Raw genomic sequence first — 20,153 nt, 5'->3', positions numbered from 1 at the left:
CTAGTCGCGCCGGGTCAGCTCGCGCAGCGCGTCGGCCGCGTAGGCGACCAGCGCGGCGAAGGCGCCCGCGGTCAGCAGGCCGCCGACCCACACGTCGTTGACGGTCGCGTCGCTCCACTCGTCGCCGCGCGGCTGGTAGCCGACGACGAAGGGGGCGGCGACCAGCCAGAGGCCGCCGAGGAACAGCAGTGCGAGGGCGCTGACGCCGATCGTGGACTTCATCGCCGGTGTCCGTTCGTCGTGGTGAGGTCTTCGCGCAACGCCTCGACCAGCGGGGCGAGCATGGTGGCCAGGTCAGCCGACGAAGCACCGGCTGGCGCGGGCGCGGGTTCGGGAGCCCGCTGCCGTACGGTCACCAGCCCGCAGGCGACGAGGTCCTCGTGGATGGCCGCGGCGAACGCCACGACGCCCGCGAGGCCGACGACGGCGACGCCGAGCCCGGTGAAGAACTCCGCGCTCGTGGCGTCGGCCCAGCCGCCGGACTCGGGCTGGGCGCCCAGCGCGAAGGGCGCGATCATCAGCCACAGCCCGGCGATCAACGCCAGGGCGGCCGCGACGGCGCCCACGAACCTGCGAATCATGGTGCGACTCCTTCGGTGACTCTGTTGACGGACGGCGCGGCCTGGGCCAGCAGCGCGCGCGAGGTGGGGCGCAGCACCGCGGCGGCGACGGCTCTGGCCCGCTCACCCTCGGGCCGGTCGTCGGGTGGCGCCATCCTGGCGACGGCGGTGACCAGGGCGAACGGCCTGCCGTTGGCGTGCTCGACGCGCTGGGCGATGAGTTCGAGCAGCAGCCCCGCCAGGACCAGGTCGTCCTTGCTGGGCGGCTTGGGGGTGGGCTCGGCCGGGCCGTTCCCCCTGAGAGGCAGCTCCTTCAGGAACAGGACCGCGAAGAAGCCCAGCACCGCGATGGGCACGCCGACCATGAAGACGGTCTCCAGGCCCCTGGTGAACGCCTCGAGCACGATGCCCTTGACGGGCTCGGCCAGGTGCTGGATCGCGTCGGGGCTGCCGAGCGTGACCCCGCCCCCTGTCGGCTTGATGCCGGCGGCCCGCAGGAGCTCGGCCATCTCGTCCTTGAGCCGGTTGGACAGGATCGCGCCGAACGCGGCGACGCCCACCGCGCCGCCGAGCGAGCGGAAGAAGGCCACGCCCGAGGTGGTGGCGGCCATGTCGCGCAGCTCGGAGCCGTTCTGCGCGGCGAGGATGAGCATCTGCATCGACAGGCCGAGGCCGATGCCGAGCACCGCCACGTCCACGCCGATGAGCCACTGCCCCGAGTCGACGTGCAGCTGGGAGAGCAGGAACAGGCCGACGGCGACCAGCAGCAGGCCGATGACGGGGAAGATCTTCCAGCGCCCCGTGTTCGTGACGATCTTGCCGGAGATCACGCCCGACAGGAACAGCGCGAACACCATCGGCAGCGTCATCAGGCCCGAGGCCGTCGGGCTCATGCCCTTGACGATCTGCAGGTACTGCGGCAGGTAGATCATCGCGCCGAACATCGCCATGCCGACGAACAGCGAGGCCAGGCTGGTCAGCACGAACGTCCTGTTGCGGAACAGCCTGGGCGGCAGGATCGGGTTGCGCGCGCCCCGCTCGGCGACCACCGACAGCAGCAGCATGACGACCGTGACCGCGCCGAGGAAGTAGGTCCAGAACGAGTTCCACTCGAACTCGTGGCCGCCCAGCGTCAGCAGCAGCATCAGCGCGCTCGCGCTGGCGGTGATCGTCGTGGCGCCCCAGATGTCGATCGAGGTGTTCCGCTTGACCTTGGGCAGCTTGAGCACCCGCTGGATCACCGCGAACGCGACCACGGCGAACGGGACGCACACGTAGAAGCACCAGCGCCAGCCCAGCCAGTCGGCGTCCACGATGAAGCCGCCGAGCAGCGGGCCCGCGACGGTGGAGATGCCGAAGACCGCGCCCATGTAGCCGGAGTAGCGCCCCCGCTCGCGCGGGGGCACGATGTCGCCGAGGATCACCTGGGACAGTGCCGACAAACCGCCGACCCCCAGCCCCTGTACGGCACGCGCCGCGATGAGCTGCCCCATGTCCTGGGAGAGCCCGGCGGCCAGCGAGGCTGCGACGAACAGGCCGAGGGAGATCTGGAAGAGGAGCTTCCTGCCGTACAGGTCGGACAGCTTGCCCCACAGCGGTGTCGACACGGTCATCGTGAGCATCGTGGCCGAGGCGACCCAGGAGTACTGCTCCTGTCCGCCCAGCTCGCCCACGATCGTCGGCAGTGCCGTACCCACCACAGAGGTCGAGATCATCGAGGTGAGCATCGCCAGCATCAGCCCCGACATGATCTCGAGGATCTCTCTGTGGGAGTACTGCCTGCTTTGTACCATGCACTGGAGTATACGTCCGTTTACTAGCCGCGCGGCAAGTGGAGTTACGCTTCAGCCATGGAAGTGCGGGTACGCGATCGCGAGGCGACCAGGGAACGCCTGCTCACGGCGGCGCGCGCGTTGTTCGCCGAACACGGCTACGAGCAGGTCACCGTACGCATGATCGCCGCGGCGGCCGACGCGAACATCGCGCTCGTCGGGCGCTACTTCGGCTCGAAGGCCGGGCTGTTCGGCGAGGTGCTGGCGGGCGAGCCGTCGGTCGCGCGGGTCCTCGACGGCGACATGGCCGGGCTGGCGCGCCGCCTGGCCGAGTACGCGGGCCAGCGCATGCACTCCGACCCCGAGAGCCCGATCCTGCGCACGCTGGAGCGGTCCGCGGGCGACCCCGAGGTGCAGGCGCTGATGACCGAGCGGCTCAGGACCGCCGTCGTGCAGCCGCTGGCCGCCCGGCTGGGCGGCGACGACGCGCTGGCGCGCGCCCGCATGGCGACGGCGGTCTTCCTGGGCATCGGGTCGGTACGGCGGCTGCTCGGGCCGTCCGAGCCCGACGTCGACCGCCTGACCGAGGTGTTCGAGGCCTGCCTACGGTGAGGCCAGCTCACTGAGTTTGGCCAGCGCCCGCTCCCACGGGAAGGCCGCCGCGTGGTCGCCGTCCGCGTCGGCGGGCGGCGGCTCGAACTCGCCAGGCCCCAGCAGCACGGCCACCCCCTCGGCCCGCAGGCTCTCCACGTTCCTGACGAACGGCGCCCGCGACGCCAGCGCACTGTTGACGAACGGCAGCACGACGACCGGGATCCCCAGCCCGACCGCCTCCGCGAGGACACCCAGGGCATAGGTGTCGGTGATCCCCGTGGCGAACTTGTTGACCGTGTCGAACGTCGCGGGCGCCACCACGATCGCGTCGGCTCTCGGCGGTTTCGGCTCGTCGGGCCCGCGGTACCTGCTGCGTACCGGACGCCCGGTCTGCTCCTCCAGCGCGGCGACGTCGATGAAGGCGAGCGCGGAAGGGGTGGCGACGACCTGGACGGCCCATCCGCCGTCGCGCGCCATGGCGACCAGCCGTCCGACTTCTCCCGCCGGTACGGCCGCGCAGACGATGACATACAGGACTCTGCTCATACGAGCAGCAGGCTAACCGGCCGCCCCACCCCGACGAAACGCCCGCCCGTCACCGCACCCCGACGAAACGCTCGCCGGTCACCCTAGCCCCATGAAACGCCCGCCGGTCACCCCTCACCGATGAAGCGCTCGCCGGCCGCCTCGATGCGCTCGATCTCGGCCCTGAAGAAGCGGGCCAGCTCGGCGCACGCGGCGGGATCGACCGGGCCGCCCTCCCGTTTGGGCAGGTCGGGGTAGGGGCTGCCGATGACGAAGATGTTCTCGTCGTTGTAGTTGTTGGCCGGTTCGGTGTAGTTGAACGAGCCCGCGATGACCGTGGCCTCGTCGATGACCATGAGCTTGTGGTGGAGCTTGCCGAAGGCGGGGCTGCGCTTGGGGAAGTACAGCTCGATGTGCGCGCGGTCCAGGTCGTGGGTGGCGGCCCACTTCTGCGCGCCCTGGCCGGGGTCCATGACGCCGGTGACCGTCTTCTTGGCCGCGGCCAGCGCGATCATCGCGTCGTCGATGCCGGAGGAGCCGGAGAAGGTGAAGATGGCGAAGTCGACGCGGTTGGCGGCCTTGAGCATCTGCTTCATGATCTCCAGCTCGGGCGCGTGGTCGGGCGCGAACAGCACCTTCACCGGGATCCCGTTGAGGCTGTAGGCGGCCGGAACCTTGCCGTGGGCGCCCCGCCCGAACTGGCCCGCGCGCATCTGGTTGAACTCGGTCGTGTACGTCAGGCAGATCCGCGGATCATGAAATATCACGACATGGTTGAGGTTGCGGTGGCAGTCGGTGTGGGTGAAATTCGCCGACCCCGACAGGATCGCCGAGGTGGGCAGGGCCCGTTCGCGGTAGTCGCGGATGATGAACTTCTGATGGAAGATCGCGGGGTTGTAGTCGGCCTTCACATCGACGTTGCAGCGCAGCAGCGCGGCCAGGATCTTCCTGTTCGGCTCCAGGCTGCGGCTGCCGGGCTCGTCGCCCCACTGCACCCGCTTTCGCGCGTCGAGCTCGCTCTCCTCGCCCTTCGGCTTGATCGTCGGCAGCTTCGGCGAGACCAGATAGTCCTGCTCCAGCACGATGCGAACGCTCACGCCCCGGAAGCGGGCGTCGAGGACGGCCTGGGCGATGGGCTCGGAATCGAGCTCCTGCACGGCGATGTCCAGGAACCGCTGGGCGCCGTTGATGAAATCGATGATCACTTGCTCGAGGTCGTCTGCCGCGCCCAGCTCCGTCGGACCGACGAAGGCCTCGATCTTGCCGCCGGCGAACATCGTCATGCCGAAAGCGTTACATCACTATGGGTGACTGACAAGCGCCTTACCGTTTCGGGTTGAAGAAGAGTGCCGGCGAGCGCAGTACCGATCGGCAGCAGGCCGCCGCGCCGGATGTTCGGCATGATCATCGGCCCGATGCCGGCGGTGCTCAGCATGATGGCGGCCAGGAAAGCGAGGAAGCGCCGGTCGCCGTCGTTCGCCAGGGGGCGCACGTTCATGGAGAGTCTGCCCTGCTCCAGGTCCTCGACGAGATGGTTGATGCGCCGCGGTAGCCACTGGAGGATCGGCAGATAGCCGGCCAGCCGTTCCTCCAGATTCGCGTTGACCGTTTCCGGCTCGACGGCCTCACGCATCAGCGCGCGTCCCTGCTCGCGGGCCGCCCCGACCACGTCGATGTCGGGGCTGATCAGTGCGAGGGTTCCGTCGAGTGCGGCCAGCGCGCGGAGGGCGGCTGCGATCTGCGGCGGTACGGCGAAGCCGTTGTCGTGGACCACCTTGAGCAGGGTGCCGAACATACCAGTCGACCCGCCGCGCCCGCGCACCATGAGCTGTCCGATCTGCCGCTCGACGAGCCCTTCCGGCCGTTCGAGCAGCTCGATGCGCCACAGACGGGACCCGAGAAGGGCCGCTGACCGTACGACAAGCGCGCCCACTCTGTCGCACCGGGCGCAACTCGGCGTCGCGCCCAGGCTGGAGGAGGCCCGCGAGCTGGTCGAGCCCTGCCCGATGCGGTTGAGCTCGACGCGGCTTGGGTGAACTCCTGCAGCTGTGCCCCAGCGCCATGTGCACGCCCGAAAATCGAGTCGGGGGAGGCTCGGCACGCCCGGCGGAGAGCACACACATCTTAGCGGCCTTGGCCGTCACGGACTGCGGGACGGCGTGCGACTGGAACGGTGACGGCTACCGGTGTGAGAAGGTGTCCGCGGCCCGGAGGTGGCCGTTCCGGGCCGCGCGTTTCAGCCGGTTACCTGGTCAGGACCATCAGCGTGAAGAAGCCCGTGTACTCGCAGTAGTACGACAGGTACGTCCCGTTCCGCCGTAGTTCCGCGCCCTTCGCCTTGCACTTCGCCTCGGTCGAGTAGTCGCCGTACTTGATCCAGGTGGGCGCGAGGGCGACCGAGGTGCTCGACGCGGTGGAACCGGTGGCCGCGGCGGCGGGCGTCGCCAGTGCGATTCCTGCCACTGCCAGAGTGATCGCCGCGAATGACGTCGCAGCCAGTCTGATGAGCTTGGTGGACATGAGGCATCCCTTCAGGGTGGGGGTAGGCCGTTCCCGGCGGGACGGCGGGCCGCCTTCGCCATGATCATAATCACCAGAGGCCTGAAGATCGCTCGTATCAGTATTTATCCGGAATGCCGGAGTCGGCGCCGCGCCCGGCGGCCACGTCGACCTCGACCCGACGGCCCACCACCAGTGCTGCACCTGCAACGGCACGGGCCTCGACAGCGACCGGCAGACCTGTCGCGACTGCGACAGCACCGGCATCGACAGCCACAGCGCCTAGCCGCGAGGTCCCCTCACCTGACCCCACAACCGCCAAGTTCCGCGCCAGGTGAGGGGCCATCCCATCACTCCGAACAGGACGGATCCATCTTGCCCCAGTCACACGCGGGTGCCGGGATGATCTCCCGGCCCCCACGATCGCGATTATGACCGCTGGGCCGCCCAGATCAAGCGCACCGGCGACTGCCGACAGCCCATCCACTTCCGGGGCCGCGTCGAACACCACGACCGCGCCACCGGCCAACTCCTGCACCACTCCAGCACCCACCTGGAACCCGGCGGTGTCCTGCGGGTGCCCTGCAAGACCCGCCGCGCCGCCCGCTGCCCCGCCTGCGCCGACACCTACCAGCTCGTCCGCGCGGGCATGGTCGGCGGTAAGGGCGTCCCCGCGTCCGTCAGCACGCACCCATGCCTCTTCGTCACCCTCACGCGCATGAGGTGACTCCTCGGGATGGGGAAATGCGAAAGGCGGCCCGCATCTGGCAGGCCGCCCGGGGGTGAGGACCTTGGTCCTCGTGTGGTGGGAACTGTAGGGCCGGTTTCCGGCCGCAATCAGATCTTGATTTCAGGCTGAGATGCTCTCGGCGTGACTACACCGGACGAGGTTCCCGAGACGCCACTCCAGCCTTGGAGCCCCGACGAGAAGCGCAGGCTCGGCGCAGTGATGATCGGCATAGGAGTGATCGGCTCCATTGCTGTACCCGCCGCTGCCGGGTGGGACATGCCCATCGCGGCAATGATGCCCGCCACCTTGTTCACGCTAGCAGGGGTCGGCCTTCGGATCGAAGCAGCCATCCAGGACCAGCGATAGTCACGCGTCAGTTGCTTTCGCCGATCCGGCCAGGGATCCGGTGTGCAGCACGAACAAGATGCCCTGCGGGGCCAGCCGGTCATCGCCGCTTGCGAAACCCGGCCGGGTGGCTCTCAAGGTGGCTCCCACAGGCCACGAGCACACTGGATGAACCACAAAACGCAAAGGCCCGCTCCAGGATCTCCCTGGTAGCGGGCCTTCCGAGTGAGCGCGGCCGAGAGGACTCGAACCCCTAAACTGCGTGGACCTCGGTGGCGAACAGCTCTGGATCTCCCGTCAGCTCAACCGAGTCGGCGGCCAGCTCTTGCACCGTGAGACGACCAAGACGGAGGACTCATCGGCATCGCTGCCGCTGATCGGTCTCTGCGTCTCTGCCCTGCGGCACCGTCAGCGGACCCCAGGAGCAGGCCCGTAAGTCGGCCGGGAACGACTGCAAGGAGAACGATCTCGTCTTCACCACCCGGCGCGGCACCCCGATCGAACCGCGCAGCTTCAACCGGGCCTTCGAGGCTCACTGCCGAAAGGCCGGCGTCCCGCGCATCCGCGTCCACGACACCCGGCACACCTGCGCCTCACTCCTGGCGGCCCTCGACGTCCACCCGCGCGTGGCCATGCGTATCCTGCGCCACTCGCAGATCTCGATGACCATGGACATCTACACGCAGATCCCATCCCCCGAGACCCGAAAGGCCCTCGGCAGGCTGAACGCCTACCTCGACCCGAAAGACGGCTGACCACAGGTCAACACGAGCCCTCTGGGACGCGTCCTGGAGGGCTTTGTCTTGTCTTCTGGACTCACCACTCAGTTAGATCTTGGGCGGTTGGATGGATCCGGAGGATCGTCTCCAATACCTCAGGCTTGTCTGACTGCACGTCCCAGTGGCTGCTGTCGGATGCCCGAATCCTGATGTCCGCGGTCGATGAGCCTTCGGGATAGCCCACCAGTTCCCCATCGATGAGCTGAGCGTCGACGCCGAACAAGTCGATCAGATGCTCTGTCGACACCAGGGAGTCCGCGACCAGGTCAGCGATCGCCTCACCTCGCGAAGAGGCGATCCATTCTTCGACAGTGACCCGCCAGTGATGGCCTTCCACCGCGCTGCCCAGCGAAGTGAGCAGCTCCGCCAGCCCGACATAGTGTTCACCCGTCCAAGCCTTGAAGCTCAGGATGCGGGTCATGCCCACGATCTCGATCCTCTCTGCTGCCGATGTCGCATGTGGATCGACCAGCTGTTCGCCCGAAGCTACCCGGCCCCGTTGCTGTATTTCGCTGCTGTACGGACAACAAAAAGGCCCACTCCATCAATCGGAATGGGCCCTTGAGCTGGAGCGCGGCCGAGAGGACTCGAACCCCTAACCTTCTGATCCGTAGTCAGATGCTCTATCCATTGAGCTACGGCCGCTCGCTACACCGCCGCTCACCTGCGGCGATCGGCAACGGAGATAAGACTACCAGAGTCGTACGGTGCATTTAGCCCGTCTGATCGGTGGCCCCGAGTTGCCTGATAGCGCATACGTGAAGCAGAATGAAGCATCACGAAGCAGCGCGGAATTCCGCGAGCCCCGTAGCTCCTTTCTGGAAGGCCTGACGACGTGGCAGACAACGTCATCGAATTCCGCGCCCGACCCCGGCGACGAACCAGCGCGGCCAGCCGCGCCATCCCCATTCCGCGCGGCGCCGCACTCGACTCCTGCCTGGACTCGTGGACGCTCTCCCTCGAATCCAAGAACCTCGCCAAGACCACGGTCCGCTCCTACACCGACACGGTGAAAACGTTCATCGCCTACCTGGCCGAGCACCAGATGCCGGGCGACGCCGAGGGCGTCCAGGCCGAGCACGTGCGCGCGTTCCTCGTCCACGAGCGGCTCCGCACCTCGCCGGTGTCCGCCGACTGCCACTTCCGCAACCTCAGGGTGTTCTGGGGGTGGCTCTGCTCCGAGGAGGGCGGTCCCGAACGCACCACGGCCTCCCCGGTCCTGAAGGGCGACCGCCCCCAGGTCGCTAAGAAGGCGAAGAAGTACATCAGCGAGGAGGAGCAGCGGAAGCTGCTGGCGACCGCGAAGAGCAACACCTTCGAGGACCGGCGCGACGCCGCGTTGATGACGATCCTGTACGACGCCGGGCCTCGAGCGAGCGGCATCATGAACGTCCGCTACACGCCGCGCAACCCGGAGACGCACGATGTTGATCTGAAGGGCCGGCGGCTGCGGATCAGACTCAAGGGAGGCGACGAGCACTGGGTTCCGCTCGGTGCGAAGACCGTCGCGGCGCTCGACCGCTACATCCGCGCCAGGAGCGCCCACAGCAAAGCTCAGACGTCCCCTTGGCTGTGGCTCGGCATCCAAGGGCGGAACACCAGCCACATGACCTCCGAGGGCCTCAGGGACATGCTGGCGCGGCGCGGAGAGTTCGCCGGGATCGCCGACAAGGTGATCCCGCACCGGTATCGAGGTACGGCCGCGCACGAGCTGCTGCGCGCGGGCGCCAGCAAGGACGCGGTTCAGCGGATCCTCGGCTGGAAGACCTCCGACATGGTCGAGCACTACACGGACGACCTGGCCGACGAGCGGGCGCGCGAGGTGCACGCGAGGTTCTCGCCGGCGGATCGACTCGGATGACGGATCCGTCACGGCCAGGATTCGCGTTCTGATCTGCGAAAACGTCGTTTGACGAGCCGTGGCGATGACGGATGACAGATTTCTCATCGTTCCCCTCTTACGCGTGCGCGTGCATGCGGGCGCGTACACGTACGTAAGAGGGGAATGGGAGAGAATCTGTCATCCGTCACTGTGGGATGGCGGCGCGGCGCGTTTTCGCTGGTCACTAGGCGTTTTCGTGGCGATGACAGTTCCGTGCATGCGTCACACGCTGGGGCCAGGGTTGAAGTTTTTACTACCGAATGTGAAGATCTCTCACCTGAGCCGTGACCTAGCGCGAGTGATTCATTACCATACGCAAATGGAGCCTCACGCTAAGCGAGGGCAACCCCGTGAGCACCGCACGGCGGGAGCTTGACTTCGAGGCGACGGTTCCCGCCGTGCGGGCGCCTAGGGCCGCGACCTCGGTGGCGAGAGGTCGGGGCTTCGGGCTTCTCTGGCGACGGTAGATGAAGGGACCTATCCGTGGGGGATAGGTTCCCCTACCTTCTTTCTCGGAGCAAATTCGAGCCATTACGGCATTTCGTGACATCTGCGGGCACGAATACGGTCTTGCCGTTACAGACAGCAACTTGTGCACATCTCTACGTTGGTCTGCGCCGATTCGCGCTGAAAACGTTGCTCAGTGCCTCTTCTCTCACACTTGTCGCACACGTACAGTGATGCTTCGCCGTCGCCTCGAAACTACGGCAAAACGGCCCTTGTCTGCGCCCAGGGGCCGCCGGGGGAAGGAAAACCCTAAATGGCACATTCGTCCACCGTTCGCACCGTCATCGTCGCCAGCGTGGCAACCGCCGCGCTGTGGGGGATGACCATCACCATGGCGCTGACCGAGTACGGCAGCGACCGTCTCCACCTGACTCTTCTCATTGGGTCGTTCCTGGCCGCGAGCGCCCTGATCGGCACCCTCGCCGTCAAGGCGTCGACCGCGCGCGTCGTCGCCGAGGCGCACGCGATCGCCGCCAAGACCTCGACCGACCTCCACGCAGCCGTCGCCCTGGTCGCGGAAGAACTCAACGCCGCCGTCGCCCAGGCGTCGGACGAACTGCACGAGGCCGTCGCCGAGGTGGGCAAGGCGTGCCAGGCCGAGCATGAAACCGTGGCCATCGCAAGGGTGCTCATGGCCAGGCTGAACGCGGTCGTCCCCCAGGTGAAGGGACACGACTGGGCCGCCTGACAAGAAGTGACGCAGTCGGGAGGCCGTTCGGGGCGGCCTTCCTACCTGTCGACAGGGACTCGCGACAGCGCGAGGTCCTCGGGTTCGGCCAGGCCGGTGATGACGAGGGTCTCCCCCAACGTCAGGTCGGCCGCTTCCGCCGCTTCGCGGAGTGCGGTGAGCTGGCGTTCCGTGGCCTCGTGGTCGAAGCCGCGGATGTCTAGGCGGATGGGGCTGCCGGGCACGGTGTAGATGATGCGGGTGAGGACCGCCTCGGCGACGCTCTCGGGTTCCTGGCCGTGGCCGGCCAGGCTCATAGCTTGTTGGAGGTCCATGCCGATGGCTGCGGCGATTTTCTTGACGGTTCGCAGGATGGGCGGGTTGGGCTGGGTTGCGAGCCGGTCGTAGCTGACGCGGCCGATCCCGATCTTCTTCACCCAGTCGACCTTGGACAGGTCTTCAGCGCCACGTGTTCGTTCCGCGACGAGCCATAGGGGCCGGCCGGGTGTGCGGTCGTGCTGTCCCTCGCTCGGAGTCATGCTCCACATTGAATCACTGTGCTTCAAATCGGGCTAGTAATGCTTTGGTCACCCTAACTTCCCGATGCCTTACGATGCCGTCGCATGCTTCTCAATGCTCCGTATTGCATCGTTAGACGTCTCTGTGTATCGTCAGCTTCGCAATGCTCCACAACGCACCACGAGGCACAGAGGCGAGATGACTTTGACCGTCGAGGAGGCGCGGGAACGGCTCGGTATCGGCCGCTCCACGCTCCTCCGCATGCTCAGCTCCGGCACGCTGACCGGCACCAAGACGCACGCGTGCGGCACCCCGTGCGGCACCCCCGACACCTGCAAGCAGGGCACGTGGGCGCTGGACGAAGAGGCTGTCGAGGCGCGCCTCCAGGCTGGGAAGCAGGCGAGCTGATGGCGGCCAGGAACCCGGAACGCCGCTCGGCGATCGCCAAGCTCGCGGTCCACGCCTCGTGGGCGCGGACCCCGGACAGGCGCGAGCGGACGCAGGCCGCGACCAAGGCATCCCCGGTCTCGATCGAGTACTGGGAGGAGCGGCTGCGCGATGAGGGTGTCGTCTCGGAGGCCGACATCCCCGCCGCGGCCGTCAACGCCCGCTCTGCGGAGATGCGGCGGCGGGCGCTCAAGTCCGCGACGTCGCGGGCCCGCAACAAGGCCGCCCGCGAGGCGGCGCTCAGGCAGCTCGCCGAGTCGGCCTGACCCATGAAGACGGCCCGTCACTCGATTGCAGCGGGTGACGGGCCCAGCATCCACAAAACCCACAGCATGAGAGGTAGGACGCAATGTCCAAGGCTATGCCCCCCGCCCACGAGCCGCTGCTCACCCCGTCCGAGGTCGCCGCGATGTTCCGTGTCGACCCCAAGACCGTGACCCGCTGGGCCAAGGCCGGGAAGCTCACCAGCTTCCGCACCCTCGGCGGGCACCGCCGCTACCTCGAGTCCGAGGTCCGCGCCCTCTTGGCCGGCATCCCCGCCGACACCGCCGCGGAGTAGGCGATGCGGTTCGCCGACCTGGAGCCCGGCTCGCTGGCGCGCGTGCCGAAGGCGTATGCGCCTCGCCCTGGCGACCCGTTGCCGCCCGCGGTCCGCATGGACCACAAGCCGACCCCGTGCGGCGCCAACTGGTGCGAGGCGCTGAACGTCGTCGCCCGCGACCTGGAGACCGGCGCCACGCACTACTACCACCGGAAGCCGGACTTTCAGGTCATCGAGATCACCCCCGCCGAGGAGTCCCTGTGATCCGCGACATCCACATCACACACCTGCGCGAGCAGGTCGACCAGGCCCGGCGTGACCTGGCGGGCTTCGAGCGCATGCTGATGCTGGCCGAGCAGGAGGCGCGCGTCGGCCAGGTGCTGCCTGACCCGATGATGCCGGTCGGCGCCCCCTGGCCGGCGCCGCCCCAGGGCGTCCACCCGTACCAGCCCACCCCGATCGACGGCGAGCAGCTGCCGCCGAAGCAGCAGAACGCCTTCACCGCGTTCGAGGCGAACCACAAGGAGCTGGCGCAGACGCCCGAGCAGGTCCGCGAGGACGAGAAGTGGCGGCAGGCGTGAACAAGTGGATCAAGGCAGCTATCGCGGTCGTCCTCATCGACGTGCTGGCCGCATACTCCCTGATGAGGATCCTCCAGGTGCTCCACGACGAGTGGTCGCCGGCGGTGCCCACGATGGGCTTCTGGACGGCGCTGTTCGTCATCGTCTTCACCTGGTTCGTGCTGCTGCCGTTCCGTGTGAAGGGCGGCGACTGATGGCCATGGTCCTGGCCCTGCTCGTCGCGCTCGCGGCCGCCCTCCTCGGGGTGGCGGCCGCCCGCCGCGGCTGGTGGACGAAAGCCTGCATCGCAGGCGCCTGTAGCTTCCTGGCCCTGTTCGCCGCCATCTACCTGACCGGCCCGGCCGCTGATGTCCAGCTGCCGATGTGGGTCAGCGCGGCCGCCGCGCTGCTCGTCCTGCCGACGTCCGGCTGGCTGGCCGTGACGGCGTGGATGTGCGAGCGGGACCGGAAGGAAGGCCGCCCGTGAACAGCGAACGCCGCGACGAACTCGCGCTGTTCAAGGACCGCGCCCGGGCCCGCTTGGAGTACGCCGTGCGGATGGAGCTGACGTTGAAGGCGATCAGCGACGTTCTTGAGCAGGAGCGCGTCTTCCAGATCGGCCTGCACGCAGCACTCGACAAGGTGCGCGCCCTCACTGCGGAGACGCTCTCCAAGCCTGTCCCGTGGAGGGAGCGGTGAACGGCGAGCCGCGCTCGTGGACGATCGAGCTTCCCGCCGGGCTGAAGCTGCTCAACTCCAACCAGCGCATCCACCGAGTCCCCGCCTCCAAAATCACCAAGGCGATCAGGGAGGCGGGGAAGGACGCCGCCGAGGAGGCGGGTCTTCCGCCGCTCGCCAGAGCCCACATCTTCGGCGTCCTCCGCCCGGCAACCAAGGGGCGCCGGGATCCAGCGAACTGGTATCCGAGCTTCAAAGCTGCAGTGGACGGCCTCGTCGACGCGGGCGTGCTGCCCGACGACGACGACAAGCACCTCGTCGGCCCCGACATGCGGCTCGGCCCAGTGCAGCGGGGCAGCCAGCTCGTCCTCCACATCTACGAACTGCTTGAGGAGGCGTCTTGACGCGCCGCTTCGTCCTCCGCCGCTACACCGACGTGTCCGGCGTTTCCGGCATCGGGATCGTCGCCGACGGCGTGCAGTGGCCCGACGGGACAGTCACCCTGCGGTGGCGGGGTGATCGGCCGTCCACCGTCTGCTGGGACAACCTCGCCGACGCCGAGGCGGTGCACGGGCACGCGGGCGCCACCCGCGTCGTGTGGCTTGACCCCGAGCCTTCGGCGGTGAGCGCATGAGCACCGCCGTCCAGAACTGGATCCGCCCGTGGTATCCGGCCGGGTTCGAGGGCCACATCTACGCCGACTGTCCCAACCTGCTGGAGAAAGTGTCCGAGCCTGTCGAGGGTGCCGGCTGGCTCGACCCGTTCAACGGCGAGGTGTGCAACGACTGCCTGAAGCGCAGCAACGACTGTCTGAAGCGCAGCGACGTCCCGTCTTGGGACGCGGTGTGCGAGACCTGCGACTCCTCCATGAAGGAGGAGTGGGAGGACGCGCCCCGCCCTTTCACCGAGGACGACGCCCAGCTGTGGAAGGAGGAGCACCGCTGCCAGCCGCTCGTCCGCCTCATCTCCCCCGATCAGAGAAAGAAGAAGCAGTGAAGCTCACGATCATGGCGGGAGAGTTGGCCGACGCCGTCGGCTGGGTCTCCCACGCACTCCCCAAGCGGCCATCCGCGCCCGTCCTCGGCGGCATCCTCGCTGAGGTGGACGACGACGGCGTCACCTTCTGCGCGTTCGACTACGACACGTCCCGGCGGATCACTGTCGAGCTGGACAGCCCTCTCACTCCTGGCCGTGCACTGTTGCCCGGACGTGTCCTGGCCGAGCTGGTGAAGGCGCTACCGAAGGGCGAGCTCGTCGACGTGGCGGTCGACGAGAAGGAGGCGGTCGTCCAATGCGGGCGGGCCGAGTTCGCGCTGCCGCTGATGCCCGTCGACGACTACCCGAACCTGCCCAAGCAGCCGGCCGCGGTCGGCACCGTCCACTCGAAGATGCTCGGCTACGCCGTCGCCCAGGCCGCGGTCGCCGCCAGCACCGACGATTCTCTGCCGCTGCTGACCGGGGTGCGGCTCGAAGTCGGCGACGGCCTCATCGACCTGGCGGCCACCGACAGGTACCGGCTGACGTGGCGCACCCTCGCCTGGTCCCCGGTGCTGGACGGCCCTGCCGACGTGAAGGCGCTGATCCCCGCCCGCATCCTGCAGGACATCGCTCGAAGCCTCCCCGAGGGAGACGTCGCGGTGGGGCTCGGCGACGGGCTCGCTTCGTTCAGCTGCAAGGGCCGGTCGACCACGGTGCGGCTGCTCGACCCAGAGTTCCCCGACTTCCGCGCGATGTTCGCCAAGGTGGAGGCCGCAACCACGGCGACAGTCGACGGCGGCGAGCTGGTCAAGGTCGTGAAACGGGTCGCTTTGATGGCGCCGCGGAGCACGCCGGTGCGGCTGTCGTTCGGGCAGGGCCGCGTCCTCGTCGAGGCCGGCGGCGAGGAAGGACGCGCCGCCGAGGCGGTCGACTGCAAGGTGGACGGCGCCGACGTGACGATCCCGTTCAACGCCGCCTACCTGGTGGACGCGCTCAACGCGTTCACCGGCGGGCCGGTGCAGGTCCGCGTGTCCACGCCGGGCAGGCCGTGTCTGTTGAAGCGCGCCGACGACGACACCTACCAGCACATCGTCATGTCGATCAGGGCCTCCTGATGGCTAACCAGACGACGGCCGCCGACCTCCCCGAGGTGGAGGTCGGCAGGAACGCGGCGATGGTGACCGTGACCACGCATGACGGCGACACCGTCACCGTCACCACGTGGACCACCTGCCCAGGCGTCGGCGCGTTCGTCCGCGGCTTCCTCGGCCAGCCGACAAGCAGCTACGAGGTCACGCTCAACCAGCCGTGAACCACCGCGATTCAAATCCGGCAATCTCCTCTTGCTTCGCAATGCTTCATCTTGTACCGTCTTAGCTAGCAGAACGGAGCAACACGGAGTGAGGGGAGAGAGCCGATGACGCAGGAGCTCGCGGAGGACATCGCCCGCCTCGACCGCATGACGCGGGAGGAGCTCGACATCGAGGTCGGCCTGACGAAGGCGCTCATCGCCTCCGGCCGGGCCGACGCCGAGGACCTCCAGTACTGGGCCGAGCTGCAGAAGCGGACGCGCTGACGGGTGCGCGGGATGGCCGGCCATCGGCGGTCCGGCCATCCCGCAGACCTTCCAGACGCCCACCGAGCGAGAAAGAAGAAAGCCATGAACGACGACGAGGCGTTCGCCTTCCTTGAGACGTGCACCGAGACGGAGATGAGGGACATGCTCAGCTTCTTGCACGGCTACGAGCCCAAGGGCTTCATGCGCGCCGTGGAGATGATCAAGCGGGACCGCCAGGCGGGTGCCGCCTGATGACCACGCTGTTCACCCAGCCCGGCGCCTTCACCGCGCCCGCGTTCACCGCGCCGACCCAGGCCGCGCCCGTCTTCGAGCACCCGCCCACCATCGAGCAGGCCGCCATCCTGGAGGCTGCCCGGCAGGGCGATGACCTCGTGATCGAGGCGGGAGCGGGCACCGGCAAGACCAGCACTCTGAAGATGGTCGCCGCGGCCTCGATGCGGCGCGGCCTCTACCTCGCCTACAACCGGGCGATCGCCGACGACGCCCGCGCCTCGTTCCCCGCCTCCGTCCAATGCGCAACCGCGCACAGCTTGGCGTTCCGCGCGGTCGGCCACCAGTTCGCCCACCGGCTCAACGGGCCGCGCCTGCCCGCGCGGGAGGTGGCGCGCTTCCTGAAGATCCCGGCCGTGCTCGACCTCGGCGCCCACGCCCTCACCTCGGTAAAGGTCGCCAGGATCGTCATGGACGCGGTGGCCGCGTTCTGCCACTCCTCCAGCGACGAACCGGCCTGGTGGCACATCCACGACATCCCCGGTCTGGACGTCGACCCGTACGCCATGACCCAGCTGCGCCAGGCGGTGCTGCCCATGGTCGTCAAGGCGTGGGAGGACCTCATCAGCCTGGACGGCAAGCTGAAGTTCACCCACGACCACTACCTGAAGATGTGGGCTCTGGGCCGCCCGGTCCTGCCCGCCGAGCTCGTGTTCCTCGACGAAGCGCAGGACGCCAACCCGGTCATCGCCCAGGTAGTCGAAGACCAGTCGTCGCAGACGATCCTTGTCGGCGACCAGTCCCAGGCCATCTACGGGTGGCGGGGCGCGGTCGACGCCATGGAGTCGTTCGAGGGGGCCCGCTTCCAGCTGTCCCAGTCGTTCCGATTCGGCCAGAAGATCGCCGACGAGGCGAACGTGTGGCTTGAGCTGCTCGACGCGCCCCTCCGGCTGACCGGCAACCCAGCCAAGGATTCCGGGCTCGGCGTGGTCTACCCAGGCGACGCGATCCTTTGCCGGACGAACGCGGGCGCGATCGGCCAGGCGATGGCCGCGCTCGGCTCCGGCCTGCGGCCCGCGATGGTGGGTGGCGGCGACGACATCCGCCGCCTGGCCCGCGCCTGCCAGGACCTGCGCAACGGCCGCGGCACCGAACACCCCGAACTGATGGCCTTCAGCAGCTGGGCCGAGGTGAAGGAGTACGCCGAGCACGACGCCGGCGGCGCCGACCTGAAGACCCTGGTGAAGCTTGTCGACTCGCACGGGCCCGAGCGGATCCTGAAGGTCGTCGACCAGCTGGTGGATGAGCACAACGCCGACGTCAAGATCAGCACCGGGCACCGCGCCAAGGGTCGCGAGTTCGAGACGGTACGGCTCGCCTCCGACTGGAACGAGCCGTACGACAAGGACGGCAACCTGGTCCCGGCCGAGGCGATGCTCACCTACGTCGCCGTCACCCGCGCCAAGCAGGTGCTCGACTGCCGGACGCTCACCTCCCAGGGCGGTATCCACAGCCCCGACGAGGTTGTCCACAGAACGCCGCTCGCCGCCGAACAGGCGGTCCCGGCCGGTGGAGACTCCACCGCCATGGACGTGCTCACCCCCGACCCCGAGCGGGTCGACACGGACCTCCCTGCCGAGATGGTCGGCTGGCTCGACTACGCCAAGAAGGCCGCCGAGAACGAGGCCGGGTGGAAGGCCGTCAAGGACGCCGCCATCCAGAAGGTGAAAGACCACCTCGCCGCGCGCGGCCTCGACAAGGCCACCGTCGCCGGTAGGGACGCCGTCTCGTGGAAGGAGTCCGCGCCTGGCGGCCAGCTCGACGGCCAGGAGCTCAAGAAGGACCACCCCGACATCTACGCCAAGTACTACAAGCCCAAGAAGGCCAGCCGCCCCTTCAACTTCCTCGGAGAGTGGAAATGACCGACCGCCTCACCCCCACCAAGATCGCCTCCCTCCGCCTGGTCTGGTCGCCAGACGCCCGTTTCAAGCGGCACGGTGCCACCGTCGTTAACCAGCTGCTCGACGAGATCGAAGCGCTCAATGCCAAGCTGGAGCAGGCCGACGGCGAGCTCGTCAAGCGGCTCACGCTGGCCCCGTGGGACGAGCTCGCGGACGAGCTGGTGGAGGCCTACCACGGCGCGATCTCCATGCACGACGGCGTCAAGGCCGTCTACGGCCACATTCAGACCATGCTCGCTCTCGAACTTGTCCTCGCTCGCGCCGCCATGGCGGGCGACGAATGACGGTCGCCTTCTCTCAGCCGGACGCGGGGTGGGCCACCACCCCGCTGTCCGGGCTGGCCGCCACCATCGCCACCAACGTCGTCCAGACTGTGAAGCACGCCGGCGAGCACGCGCCGCGCTCCCTGCAGCGGGTGATCGGCCCGTCCGAGATCGGCGTCCCGTGCGTGCGCCGCCTCGCCTACAAGCTGTGCGACCACCCCGAGGTCAACACCGGCGGCGACCCGTGGGCCAGCATCATCGGCACCAGCGTCCACGCTTGGATGGAGGAGACGTACGCCGCCGAGAACCGGCGCCTCGGCCGGGAGCGGTACGTGGTCGAGCGGCGGCTGCACATCCGCGGCAACATCTACGGCAGCGCGGACCTGTACGACCGCGACCTGCGAGTCAACAACGACTGGAAGGTGACCGGCGCCGATCGGGTCAAGAAGTACGCCAAGGACGGGCCCGGCGACCAGTACAGGATCCAGGCCCACCTGTACGGGCTCGGCCAGGAGAACGCCGGCGAAACCCCCGAGCACGTCGCTATCACGTTCCTGCCGCGCGGCGGGCGGATCGACGGCCTGCACGTCTGGTGCGAGCCGTACGACCGCGCCGTCGCCGAGGCGGCGCTGGAGCGGATGGATCACGTGCTCACCGCGTTGACCGTGCTCGACCCGCCCAACAACCCGCACAACTGGGCCGCGTTCCCGGCCACCGCGTCGTACTGCACGTTTTGCCCGTGGTTTGCGCCCGGCTCGACCGACGCGAGCAATGGCTGCCCCGGCACAAGCTGAAGCACCGTATTGCTTCTAAATGCTTCATCTTGTACCGTTCTTCTTGCACCACCAAGTCAGGTCACATCAAGTCAGGTTCCGTCAGGTTCCGAAAGGATCAACATGTTCGCTCAGCCCTCCGCCGCCTCCGACTTCCGCGCCAAGGACCACGTCGGCCACCTCCTCCTCATCTACGTCCGCGACCTGCGCAAGGACATCGTCACCGCGTACGGCACCAGCGACGCCATCCAGGCCGACGTCGTCGTCCTCACCAGCCCCGAGGGCCCGCGCGTCGAGACGAGCGTCCTGTTCTTCCAGAAGCCGCTCATCGGCTCCCTGCAGGCCAGCATCGGCAAGGACCCCGTGCTCGCCCGCCTCGGCCAGGGCGTCGCCAAGCCCGGCCAGTCCGCGCCGTACATCCTCAACCCGTTCAACGAGGCCGACGCCGCCTTCGCCACCCAGTGGCTGCAGTCCGTGGGCGGCAACCCGTTCCAGACCGCGCCCGTCGTCCAGCAGCCCGCCCCGGCTCCCGTGCCGGTTCCCGCGGCCGCGCCGATCCCGCAGGCCCCGGGCGTCCCGGCGCAGGCGCCCCAGTGGGCTGGCCAGCCCGCGCCCGCCCCCATGGCGGCCGCTCCCCAGCCCGCTCCGGTTCCGGCCCCGGCCGCTCCTCAGGTGGCGCCGAACGCGGCCGAGGCCGCCGCCGCCATGGCCGCGCTCGGCATGCAGGCCCCGCCCCCGGCACCGGCCGCGTAACGCGCCCATGAACAGCCCCGAGACGCCGCGC

General features: G+C 68.3%; 34 protein-coding genes and 1 tRNA gene. 24 read left to right on the top strand and 11 right to left on the bottom strand.

What is annotated here, in order from left to right; all coding sequences use genetic code 11:
• Genes ACFXJ8_RS12155 through ACFXJ8_RS12145 form a run of 3 tightly spaced genes read right to left on the bottom strand, consistent with a single transcriptional unit; the run spans window position 1 to window position 2,353 of the window.
• Window positions 1–222 (bottom strand): hypothetical protein, encoded by a 222-nt coding sequence (locus ACFXJ8_RS12155; protein ID WP_379643896.1) that lies wholly within the window; start codon window positions 220–222, stop codon window positions 1–3.
• Window positions 219–581, bottom strand: a complete 363-nt coding sequence (locus tag ACFXJ8_RS12150; RefSeq protein ID WP_379643895.1) for a hypothetical protein — start codon at window positions 579–581, stop codon at window positions 219–221. The genes ACFXJ8_RS12155 and ACFXJ8_RS12150 overlap by 4 nt, the downstream gene beginning before the upstream one ends.
• Window positions 578–2,353: an MDR family MFS transporter gene (locus ACFXJ8_RS12145; protein ID WP_379643894.1), complete on the bottom strand. Its 1,776-nt coding sequence runs from the start codon at window positions 2,351–2,353 to the stop codon at window positions 578–580. The genes ACFXJ8_RS12150 and ACFXJ8_RS12145 overlap by 4 nt, the downstream gene beginning before the upstream one ends.
• Window positions 2,354–2,410: 57 nt before the next feature.
• Between ACFXJ8_RS12145 and ACFXJ8_RS12140 the strand changes: the two genes are divergently transcribed.
• On the top strand, window positions 2,411–2,944 hold the full coding sequence (locus ACFXJ8_RS12140) for a TetR family transcriptional regulator (RefSeq protein ID WP_379643893.1): 534 nt from the start codon (window positions 2,411–2,413) through the stop codon (window positions 2,942–2,944).
• Here ACFXJ8_RS12140 and ACFXJ8_RS12135 read toward each other — a convergent pair.
• From ACFXJ8_RS12135 to ACFXJ8_RS12120, 4 genes are all read right to left on the bottom strand, one after another.
• On the bottom strand, window positions 2,936–3,472 hold the full coding sequence (locus ACFXJ8_RS12135) for a flavoprotein (protein WP_379643892.1): 537 nt from the start codon (window positions 3,470–3,472) through the stop codon (window positions 2,936–2,938). The two genes, ACFXJ8_RS12140 and ACFXJ8_RS12135, sit on opposite strands and share 9 nt — an antisense overlap.
• Before the next feature lie 107 nt (window positions 3,473–3,579).
• Complete coding sequence (locus tag ACFXJ8_RS12130) at window positions 3,580–4,734, bottom strand: phosphatidylserine/phosphatidylglycerophosphate/cardiolipin synthase family protein (RefSeq protein ID WP_379643891.1); 1,155 nt, start codon at window positions 4,732–4,734, stop codon at window positions 3,580–3,582.
• Window positions 4,731–5,384: a hypothetical protein gene (locus tag ACFXJ8_RS12125; protein WP_379643890.1), complete on the bottom strand. Its 654-nt coding sequence runs from the start codon at window positions 5,382–5,384 to the stop codon at window positions 4,731–4,733. The genes ACFXJ8_RS12130 and ACFXJ8_RS12125 overlap by 4 nt, the downstream gene beginning before the upstream one ends.
• A 311-nt stretch (window positions 5,385–5,695) precedes the next feature.
• Window positions 5,696–5,971 carry a hypothetical protein gene (locus ACFXJ8_RS12120; protein ID WP_379643889.1) on the bottom strand — a complete coding sequence of 92 codons (276 nt, stop codon included), beginning with the start codon at window positions 5,969–5,971 and terminating at the stop codon, window positions 5,696–5,698.
• A 430-nt stretch (window positions 5,972–6,401) separates the two neighbouring features.
• Here ACFXJ8_RS12120 and ACFXJ8_RS12115 point away from each other — a divergent pair, with 430 nt between their 5' ends.
• Window positions 6,402–6,677, top strand: coding sequence for a replication initiator (locus tag ACFXJ8_RS12115; RefSeq protein ID WP_379644062.1), 276 nt, complete (start codon window positions 6,402–6,404; stop codon window positions 6,675–6,677).
• Window positions 6,678–6,787: 110 nt separating this feature from the next.
• Here the strand turns inward: ACFXJ8_RS12115 and ACFXJ8_RS12110 are convergent, their stop codons facing one another.
• Window positions 6,788–6,994 (bottom strand): hypothetical protein, encoded by a 207-nt coding sequence (locus ACFXJ8_RS12110; protein WP_379643888.1) that lies wholly within the window; start codon window positions 6,992–6,994, stop codon window positions 6,788–6,790.
• Window positions 6,995–7,417: 423 nt separating this feature from the next.
• On the opposite strand from ACFXJ8_RS12110, the gene ACFXJ8_RS12105 reads away from it, so the two are divergent.
• The gene (locus tag ACFXJ8_RS12105) at window positions 7,418–7,780 is read left to right on the top strand and encodes a tyrosine-type recombinase/integrase (RefSeq protein WP_379644061.1); all 363 of its coding nucleotides are present in this window, start codon (window positions 7,418–7,420) and stop codon (window positions 7,778–7,780) included.
• A gap of 61 nt (window positions 7,781–7,841) precedes the next feature.
• Here the strand turns inward: ACFXJ8_RS12105 and ACFXJ8_RS12100 are convergent, their stop codons facing one another.
• Together ACFXJ8_RS12100 and ACFXJ8_RS12095 are read right to left on the bottom strand one after the other, a co-directional pair.
• Entirely contained in the window at window positions 7,842–8,231 is a 390-nt protein-coding gene (locus tag ACFXJ8_RS12100) for a hypothetical protein (RefSeq protein ID WP_379643887.1), read from the bottom strand.
• Between the two features lie 145 nt (window positions 8,232–8,376).
• Window positions 8,377–8,449 (bottom strand) — tRNA-Arg (locus ACFXJ8_RS12095).
• Between the two features lie 190 nt (window positions 8,450–8,639).
• Between ACFXJ8_RS12095 and ACFXJ8_RS12090 the strand changes: the two genes are divergently transcribed.
• Both ACFXJ8_RS12090 and ACFXJ8_RS12085 read left to right on the top strand, forming a co-directional pair.
• Entirely contained in the window at window positions 8,640–9,665 is a 1,026-nt protein-coding gene (locus ACFXJ8_RS12090; protein WP_379643886.1) for a tyrosine-type recombinase/integrase, read from the top strand.
• Window positions 9,666–10,446: 781 nt separating this feature from the next.
• On the top strand, window positions 10,447–10,881 hold the full coding sequence (locus ACFXJ8_RS12085; protein WP_379643885.1) for a hypothetical protein: 435 nt from the start codon (window positions 10,447–10,449) through the stop codon (window positions 10,879–10,881).
• 41 nt (window positions 10,882–10,922) lie between these two features.
• On the opposite strand, the gene ACFXJ8_RS12080 is transcribed toward ACFXJ8_RS12085, so the two are convergent.
• Window positions 10,923–11,399, bottom strand: coding sequence for a hypothetical protein (locus ACFXJ8_RS12080; protein WP_379643884.1), 477 nt, complete (start codon window positions 11,397–11,399; stop codon window positions 10,923–10,925).
• Between the two features lie 178 nt (window positions 11,400–11,577).
• Between ACFXJ8_RS12080 and ACFXJ8_RS12075 the strand changes: the two genes are divergently transcribed.
• From ACFXJ8_RS12075 to ACFXJ8_RS11985, 19 genes are all read left to right on the top strand, one after another.
• Window positions 11,578–11,787 carry a helix-turn-helix domain-containing protein gene (locus ACFXJ8_RS12075; RefSeq protein WP_379643883.1) on the top strand — a complete coding sequence of 70 codons (210 nt, stop codon included), beginning with the start codon at window positions 11,578–11,580 and terminating at the stop codon, window positions 11,785–11,787.
• Window positions 11,787–12,092, top strand: a complete 306-nt coding sequence (locus ACFXJ8_RS12070; RefSeq protein ID WP_379643882.1) for a hypothetical protein — start codon at window positions 11,787–11,789, stop codon at window positions 12,090–12,092. Before ACFXJ8_RS12075 ends, ACFXJ8_RS12070 begins: the two co-directional genes overlap by 1 nt.
• A gap of 83 nt (window positions 12,093–12,175) precedes the next feature.
• Window positions 12,176–12,385 (top strand): BldC family transcriptional regulator, encoded by a 210-nt coding sequence (locus ACFXJ8_RS12065; RefSeq protein WP_379643881.1) that lies wholly within the window; start codon window positions 12,176–12,178, stop codon window positions 12,383–12,385.
• Window positions 12,386–12,388: 3 nt separating this feature from the next.
• Window positions 12,389–12,631, top strand: coding sequence for a hypothetical protein (locus ACFXJ8_RS12060; protein ID WP_379643880.1), 243 nt, complete (start codon window positions 12,389–12,391; stop codon window positions 12,629–12,631).
• Entirely contained in the window at window positions 12,628–12,948 is a 321-nt protein-coding gene (locus ACFXJ8_RS12055) for a hypothetical protein (RefSeq protein WP_379643879.1), read from the top strand. Before ACFXJ8_RS12060 ends, ACFXJ8_RS12055 begins: the two co-directional genes overlap by 4 nt.
• Window positions 12,945–13,142 carry a hypothetical protein gene (locus tag ACFXJ8_RS12050; RefSeq protein ID WP_379643878.1) on the top strand — a complete coding sequence of 66 codons (198 nt, stop codon included), beginning with the start codon at window positions 12,945–12,947 and terminating at the stop codon, window positions 13,140–13,142. The genes ACFXJ8_RS12055 and ACFXJ8_RS12050 overlap by 4 nt, the downstream gene beginning before the upstream one ends.
• On the top strand, window positions 13,142–13,414 hold the full coding sequence (locus ACFXJ8_RS12045) for a hypothetical protein (RefSeq protein WP_379643877.1): 273 nt from the start codon (window positions 13,142–13,144) through the stop codon (window positions 13,412–13,414). Before ACFXJ8_RS12050 ends, ACFXJ8_RS12045 begins: the two co-directional genes overlap by 1 nt.
• A complete protein-coding gene (locus tag ACFXJ8_RS12040; protein WP_379643876.1) occupies window positions 13,411–13,626 on the top strand; it encodes a hypothetical protein in 216 nt (71 codons plus the stop codon). Before ACFXJ8_RS12045 ends, ACFXJ8_RS12040 begins: the two co-directional genes overlap by 4 nt.
• Window positions 13,623–14,009 (top strand): hypothetical protein, encoded by a 387-nt coding sequence (locus ACFXJ8_RS12035; protein WP_379643875.1) that lies wholly within the window; start codon window positions 13,623–13,625, stop codon window positions 14,007–14,009. Before ACFXJ8_RS12040 ends, ACFXJ8_RS12035 begins: the two co-directional genes overlap by 4 nt.
• The gene (locus tag ACFXJ8_RS12030) at window positions 14,006–14,239 is read left to right on the top strand and encodes a hypothetical protein (RefSeq protein WP_379643874.1); all 234 of its coding nucleotides are present in this window, start codon (window positions 14,006–14,008) and stop codon (window positions 14,237–14,239) included. The genes ACFXJ8_RS12035 and ACFXJ8_RS12030 overlap by 4 nt, the downstream gene beginning before the upstream one ends.
• Window positions 14,236–14,601, top strand: coding sequence for a hypothetical protein (locus tag ACFXJ8_RS12025; protein ID WP_379643873.1), 366 nt, complete (start codon window positions 14,236–14,238; stop codon window positions 14,599–14,601). Before ACFXJ8_RS12030 ends, ACFXJ8_RS12025 begins: the two co-directional genes overlap by 4 nt.
• Window positions 14,598–15,698, top strand: coding sequence for a DNA polymerase III subunit beta (dnaN, locus tag ACFXJ8_RS12020; RefSeq protein ID WP_379643872.1), 1,101 nt, complete (start codon window positions 14,598–14,600; stop codon window positions 15,696–15,698). Before ACFXJ8_RS12025 ends, dnaN begins: the two co-directional genes overlap by 4 nt.
• Window positions 15,698–15,895: a hypothetical protein gene (locus ACFXJ8_RS12015; protein WP_379643871.1), complete on the top strand. Its 198-nt coding sequence runs from the start codon at window positions 15,698–15,700 to the stop codon at window positions 15,893–15,895. The genes dnaN and ACFXJ8_RS12015 overlap by 1 nt, the downstream gene beginning before the upstream one ends.
• A gap of 105 nt (window positions 15,896–16,000) precedes the next feature.
• On the top strand, window positions 16,001–16,159 hold the full coding sequence (locus ACFXJ8_RS12010) for a hypothetical protein (RefSeq protein ID WP_379643870.1): 159 nt from the start codon (window positions 16,001–16,003) through the stop codon (window positions 16,157–16,159).
• An 84-nt stretch (window positions 16,160–16,243) separates the two neighbouring features.
• The gene (locus tag ACFXJ8_RS12005; protein WP_379643869.1) at window positions 16,244–16,393 is read left to right on the top strand and encodes a hypothetical protein; all 150 of its coding nucleotides are present in this window, start codon (window positions 16,244–16,246) and stop codon (window positions 16,391–16,393) included.
• Entirely contained in the window at window positions 16,393–18,294 is a 1,902-nt protein-coding gene (locus tag ACFXJ8_RS12000) for a UvrD-helicase domain-containing protein (RefSeq protein WP_379643868.1), read from the top strand. Before ACFXJ8_RS12005 ends, ACFXJ8_RS12000 begins: the two co-directional genes overlap by 1 nt.
• On the top strand, window positions 18,291–18,617 hold the full coding sequence (locus ACFXJ8_RS11995; RefSeq protein ID WP_379643867.1) for a hypothetical protein: 327 nt from the start codon (window positions 18,291–18,293) through the stop codon (window positions 18,615–18,617). The genes ACFXJ8_RS12000 and ACFXJ8_RS11995 overlap by 4 nt, the downstream gene beginning before the upstream one ends.
• Window positions 18,614–19,390: a hypothetical protein gene (locus ACFXJ8_RS11990; protein WP_379643866.1), complete on the top strand. Its 777-nt coding sequence runs from the start codon at window positions 18,614–18,616 to the stop codon at window positions 19,388–19,390. The genes ACFXJ8_RS11995 and ACFXJ8_RS11990 overlap by 4 nt, the downstream gene beginning before the upstream one ends.
• A gap of 102 nt (window positions 19,391–19,492) precedes the next feature.
• The gene (locus tag ACFXJ8_RS11985) at window positions 19,493–20,122 is read left to right on the top strand and encodes a hypothetical protein (protein WP_379643865.1); all 630 of its coding nucleotides are present in this window, start codon (window positions 19,493–19,495) and stop codon (window positions 20,120–20,122) included.
• The last annotated feature ends 31 nt before the right edge of the window (window positions 20,123–20,153 follow it).

Origin of the sequence: Nonomuraea sp. NPDC059194, assembly GCF_042754765.1 — a bacterium.
In the GTDB taxonomy this organism is placed as follows: Bacteria; Actinomycetota; Actinomycetes; order Streptosporangiales; family Streptosporangiaceae; genus Nonomuraea.
The sequence above is the reverse complement of the archived record's forward strand: the minus strand, read 5'-3'. Positions and strand labels throughout refer to the sequence as shown.